This window comes from Moorena sp. SIO4A5 (assembly GCF_010672005.1).
In the GTDB taxonomy this organism is placed as follows: Bacteria; Cyanobacteriota; Cyanobacteriia; order Cyanobacteriales; family Coleofasciculaceae; genus Moorena.
On record NZ_JAAHHZ010000496.1, the window covers coordinates 1 to 3,564 of the forward strand.

Here is a 3,564-nt window from a genome sequence, read left to right on the forward strand (position 1 = left end):
ATTGGTTGGGACTTCCCTAATAGCTAAAAATGGCAATCAGTGCTACTGTAGGATGCCATACTGTTGCGCTAGTTATCCTACATGGTTGAATCAATACCCAAGCAAAACTACCGTGAAGATTCAGGGTCAGCCATCGTAGGCTTCACAGGTCAACAGTGTCAGCAACAGCTGCTTGACAAAACCTGAGTAGACATCTGTTCTAACTCCTGATTAACCTGATGGTTTGTGCAGCATAACTGGTAACGCTCCTAACACCTGATGCAATGACAGCACTGCCTATTCCCCACCAACCCTCAAGTTCAAGCAATAGCACCAGCTCCTATGCTGCTGCTAAGAAAAACCCTGTGTCCACCCTCAAAGAACTGGTGGCACGTCTTTATCGAGAACAGCACAAGGTTCAAGATTTGTTAAGTTCATTGGGGTTTGCCTTACGCAGCTTCAACAATCTCAATCAGTTTTTAGAGTTAATTCCTCTAATGGCAGCACGGGTCAGTGATGCCGATGGGGGAGCTTTAATCTTGTTTAATCGAGATGGTCAGGTACAACGCTCTGACCTACACTACCAGAACCCTCAGGTGGGTCAGACTATTCGTAAAGCGATAGAAAAGACCACCCACCAAGTGACAAGTCCTAATGGCCAAGGGGGGAATTCTCAGCAGACACCAACCTCTTTGAAACTGGTTCAGGCATCCTTTGATAAACTCTTGAGGGATTATCTTGAACCCAATATCCAACTGTTTAGTCTTCCTATTCTGGTTAAAAATGCTGAACAAGGACATTTGTATATCTTTAGCCATGACCCACAATATAATTGGACACCGACACGACAGAAGTTGGTAAGGTTAGTGGCTGACCAAACTGCAGTAGCGATCGCTAATGATGAACTTAAAGTTGAGCTACGCCATAAAGAACGCTTAGATCGAGAGTTAGAAATTGGTGCCGATATCCAAATCCGCCTACTACCGCGCCAATGCCCTGAAATTGAAGGTGTGGAATTAGCGGCTTTCTGTAAAACCGCTAACCGTGTCGGAGGTGACTACTACGATTTCATTCCCACCAACTACGACCAGCTCGGACCCAAAAACTCCGGGGATGGTAACGTCACTGATGAGCACAGCGCTTATTTACCTTGGAGCATTGTGATTGGTGATGTGATGGGCAAAGGGGTTCCGGCTGGGTTGATTATGACCATGACCAGGGGAATGCTGCGGGCAGAAGTACTAAACGGTCACTCCCCTGCACGCATTCTCGAACACTTGAATCGGGTTATGTATGTTGACTTGGAAAATTCCCATCGGTTCGTTACCCTGTTTTATTCTGAGTACGACCCCAAAACCAAGATTTTGTCCTATAGTAATGCCGCTCACAATCCCCCCTTGTTGTGGCAGGCATCAACCCGTTCTATCAAACCCTTGGATACCGCAGGGATGCTGATTGGTTTAGAAGTTGATTCTCAATACGAAGACTCTCAAGTGCAGCTCGATTCAGGGGACACCATTATTTACTACACTGATGGGGTGACCGAGGCAGCCAATCTCAATGGCAATCGCTTTGATGAGGAAAATCTCACCCAAAGCTTCCAGTGGGCCTGTGAACATAGTCATAGTGCTCAGGAAATTTTAGATTACCTATTTGAGCAAGTTCAGCAGTTTACTGGTACAACAACTAACGGAGATGATATGACACTGGTCGTAATGCAGGTAAAATCAAGGTTTCACTAAAAGATTTAAGGTATAGGAAAGCAGAGCAATGGTGATTGTAGGCATACAAACAGCAATAGTTCCGTTATTATGCATTAGCGATTGGACTGATGTCTTGGGATGGCTGAACTCTCACTTACCCATCGATGGGCTAGTTTTGGCTCAAACTATTGAAGATCCAGATGTACTTGGTCAAATCAAGACGGCCTGGCAAAACTTTATTGATTCTGGTCAGGCTGCAGCGCTGGTGATTGGCTTAGTTGTTGGTTACTTATTCAGAAATCTAACTTCGTTTAACTAAGGGAGTTGCGTGTAAAAAAAATACCAATTAAAGTAGGGTGGGCAAAGTTATCTTATCTAGAAGACTCATTTGAACCAAAATGTTTTTGCCCACCCTACAAGCTAAGGGAGTTGCGTGTAAAAAAAATACCAATTAAAGTAGGGTGGGCAAAGTTATCTTATCTAGAAGACTCATTTGAACCAAAATGTTCTTGCCCACCCTACAAGCTAAGGGAGTTGCGTGTAAAAAAAATACCAATTAAAGTAGGGTGGGCAAAGTGATCTTATCTAGAAGACTCATTTGAACCAAAATGTTTTTGCCCACCCTACAAGCTAAATCTAACTTCGTTTAACTCGTCTTTTGTCCTTTATCTTGTTTCCAAAACTGTGACTGAGCAAAAAACCTGGAGTCAGCGATTTGAATCAGCGTTACATCCAGCAATTGCTTGCTTCAATGCCAGTATCGGCTTTGACATAGAACTGATTGAGTATGACATTACTGGTTCTGTAGCTCATGCCAAGATGCTTGCCCATACTGGCATTATTTCTGAGTCGGAAGCTCAGCAGCTAGTAGCTGGCTTAGAACAAATCCGCTCAGAATACCACCAAGGAAAATTTAACCCTGGTGTTGATGCTGAGGATGTACACTTAGCTGTAGAACGCCGCCTTACTGATATTGTGGGTGATGTTGGCAAGAAGCTACATACAGCGCGATCGCGTAATGACCAAGTTGGTACGGATACCCGACTCTACCTCCGGGAGCAGATTGATCAGATTCGTAGCCAGTTACGTCACTTCCAAGAGGTCTTGCTCAATCTTGCCAAAGCTCATGTTGAAACCCTGATTCCTGGCTATACTCACCTGCAACGGGCTCAGCCAGTCAGTTTAGCCCATCACCTGTTAGCTTACGTAGAAATGCTAGAGCGGGACTGGCAGCGTTTAGGGGAAATCCGACGGCGGGTGAATATCTCACCCCTCGGTTGTGGAGCCTTAGCAGGGACTACCTTCCCCATTGACCGACATCATACCGCAGAAACCTTGCATTTTGAAGGAATTTATGGTAATAGCCTCGATGGAGTAAGCGATCGCGACTTTGCCATTGAATTCCTCTGTGCTGCCAGTTTGATCATGGTACATCTGAGCCGATTGTCAGAGGAAATCATTCTCTGGTCATCTCAGGAATTTGGCTTTGTTACTCTCAAGGATAGTTGTGCTACTGGTTCGAGCATCATGCCCCAAAAGAAAAATCCTGATGTTCCCGAACTGGTACGAGGTAAGACTGGTCGTGTCTTTGGTCATCTACAAGGGTTGTTAGTTTTGATGAAAGGGCTACCTTTGGCTTACAACAAAGACTTGCAAGAAGACAAAGAAGCACTGTTTGATAGCGTTAACACTATCAAAGCCTGTATGGAAGCCATGACCATTCTCTGGCAGGAAGGGTTAGAATTTCGTACCGAACGTTTAGCATCAGCAGTTACTGAAGATTTCTCTAACGCTACCGATGTCGCTGACTATTTAGCCTCAAAAGGGGTTCCGTTTCGGGAAGCCTACAATCTGGTGGGTAAGGTGGTCAGAGGTTGTTTGG

General features: G+C 44.9%; 3 protein-coding genes. All 3 read left to right on the forward strand.

All coding sequences use genetic code 11. The annotated features are described in order from the left end of the window. Nucleotides 1–263: 263 nt before the first annotated feature. Nucleotides 264–1,721, forward strand: a complete 1,458-nt coding sequence (locus tag F6K57_RS39860) for a PP2C family protein-serine/threonine phosphatase (protein ID WP_293074350.1) — start codon at nucleotides 264–266, stop codon at nucleotides 1,719–1,721. 28 nt (nucleotides 1,722–1,749) lie between these two features. Then, entirely contained in the window at nucleotides 1,750–2,001 is a 252-nt protein-coding gene (locus F6K57_RS39865; protein WP_198954156.1) for a hypothetical protein, read from the forward strand. Between the two features lie 365 nt (nucleotides 2,002–2,366). Next, a partial coding sequence (gene argH, locus F6K57_RS39870; RefSeq protein WP_293074353.1) for an argininosuccinate lyase occupies nucleotides 2,367–3,564 on the forward strand: 1,198 nt, incomplete at its 3' end.